The sequence below is a fragment of the Vibrio xiamenensis genome, assembly GCF_900100015.1.
GTDB lineage: Bacteria > Pseudomonadota > Gammaproteobacteria > Enterobacterales > Vibrionaceae > Vibrio > Vibrio xiamenensis.
Genome location: NZ_FNDD01000077.1, coordinates 1 through 1,791, shown reverse-complemented (window position 1 = coordinate 1,791; position 1,791 = coordinate 1). Strand labels below are relative to the sequence as shown.

General features: G+C 45.4%; 3 protein-coding genes. All 3 read right to left on the bottom strand.

Annotated features, from left to right (window positions below):
* Positions 1–73: 73 nt before the first annotated feature.
* From BLS03_RS25290 to BLS03_RS25280, 3 genes are read right to left on the bottom strand one after another with little or no spacing between them, the layout of a single operon-like run.
* The gene (locus tag BLS03_RS25290) at positions 74–505 is read right to left on the bottom strand and encodes a hypothetical protein (protein ID WP_093279603.1); all 432 of its coding nucleotides are present in this window, start codon (positions 503–505) and stop codon (positions 74–76) included.
* The gene (locus tag BLS03_RS25285) at positions 493–1,137 is read right to left on the bottom strand and encodes a lysozyme (protein WP_093279602.1); all 645 of its coding nucleotides are present in this window, start codon (positions 1,135–1,137) and stop codon (positions 493–495) included. The genes BLS03_RS25290 and BLS03_RS25285 overlap by 13 nt, the downstream gene beginning before the upstream one ends.
* Positions 1,134–1,454, bottom strand: coding sequence for a hypothetical protein (locus BLS03_RS25280; RefSeq protein ID WP_143015705.1), 321 nt, complete (start codon positions 1,452–1,454; stop codon positions 1,134–1,136). The genes BLS03_RS25285 and BLS03_RS25280 overlap by 4 nt, the downstream gene beginning before the upstream one ends.
* Between the last annotated feature and the right edge of the window lie 337 nt (positions 1,455–1,791).

The following is a 1,791-nucleotide window of genomic DNA, read 5'->3' as shown; positions in this document are numbered from 1 at the left end:
AGTCAGAGGCGGTTTATCAAACGGTGGATTGCATGGAGAAAGCAGGGCTGGTGGCGGCAGCATCGGCAGGTATTCAACCTGAATCACCACTTCCCGTTTCGGTACGGTAGTGGTCGAGCATCCGCTGATAGACGCCATCGCTAAACTGCTCAGTGCAGCCACTATTAACATTTTGTGTTTGGTCATCAAACAGCTTCCCTAAATCTAAAATGGTGTTTTCCAGTTTTGAGTCCATGGTCGCATTGAATGTTCGCAACCAATCATCCGCTTTTTGAGCATCAATGAACTGCTGGTTCATTGACTCAATAGTTTTGTTTAAGGATTGATTTAACTGTACAGCCGTTGTCAGTGCGACATCCGATGCACCCTTATCAACGTAAGCCTGAGCGAGTTCATCTTTCAGTTCTCTAAGCTCAATGCCCGTTGACCAAGACTGATAAAACAACGCCAACGCCAAGCCAATCGCAATGGTCCACGACTTAGACAGGCTTCCTATGAATGGCATACGTGAGTCTCCTTCTCGCGGCGAATCACCAAACCAAGCAGCTTTTTACCGCCGCCATAAACCCAAAACGTCAGTTCATTGCAGGCGCCAGTAAACCAGCCTTGTTTGATTTTGTGGTAAATACGAGTCTCACTGCCGTCGCTGTTGTGTCTGAATCGCGTACAGCCTGTGTTGAATATGAATGATGTGAATGCATCAATTTGCCCCTGGCTCATCAGGGACACATCAGCTGATGCAGTGAGACAATTCTGGGCGGCGATAATATTCCGAGTCCAATCAATCGCGATTTGTTCGTCGGTTTTTATCTCGCCGGTAACATTATGTGTGTTGCCAAGGCCATCAGTGAGCAAGCCAGCAGGGCAGGTGTATGGACTTCGAATGCACCCCTCTGCATTGCCGATGATCTCCAAAGCTTGCTGAGAAACGATTAACTCACCGACATCGACGCCATTAATAACGACTTGGCCAATAGCCTGCCAATCGTCTTTAGGCTGAACATCACGAGTTACCGCATCATAGTGCGCTGCAACGGATGGGTTAACTTCAACAATGGATGTGTCAGGAACGACACCACCAACCACTAACCCGATAATCGCCATTACCGAGCAAGTGACTTTTTTAACGTGTTTCATCGCTCCACGTCCTCAATTAACCCCTTGGCTGCACTTTTCTCTTTTAATCTCAGTGCTTCCAGGTACTTCTGCTTATAAACCCAAGACAGAATAAAAGAGGCAAAGCCAAGCAAGGCGCCAAACACCATGCACAGCTCATTAACAGTGAAAGCAGCAAACAATGCAGTCCATCCTGCAAAAAACTGAGTAACTTTATCGCCTTTCGAGGCAAAGAACGTCGCAACAACTCCTGCTAGAGCTACTGCGAAAAACTTGGTTTGTTTTCCTAGCATGTCGTAACAGGTACATTGCTGCACCAGTCTCCAAATCGCAGACATAAAAAAACCCCGCCGAAGCGAGGTTTTGTGAATAAGATAAATTGTCGGCGGCTTTAAATTGGTTACAAAAACCGCACCATAGGGAAACTATATATCAGCAACCCTACCTTTGCAACTATATGGTGATGTAAAAATGATAATCTACACCATATGTAGTATTTTCGTTCTTACGTAATTGCTATTATTTGACTTCTATATCTGAAATTAATTCAAGATAACCCTCACCAACAGTAACAATCGGCAAAGTAACTTGACCAACTTGCCCACAATTAACACATTTAAATTGCTGAACATGATTATCCAATTCAACAGGGGCATGCATTGGCGATCCCCCCCC

Excerpts from the sequence above, each read along its gene's own strand:
- BLS03_RS25290 (WP_093279603.1), bottom strand. The coding sequence starts at position 505 with ATGCCATTCATAGGAAGCCTGTCTAAGTCGTGGACCATTGCGATTGGC.
- BLS03_RS25285 (WP_093279602.1), bottom strand. The coding sequence starts at position 1,137 with ATGAAACACGTTAAAAAAGTCACTTGCTCGGTAATGGCGATTATCGGG.
- BLS03_RS25280 (WP_143015705.1), bottom strand. The coding sequence starts at position 1,454 with ATGTCTGCGATTTGGAGACTGGTGCAGCAATGTACCTGTTACGACATG.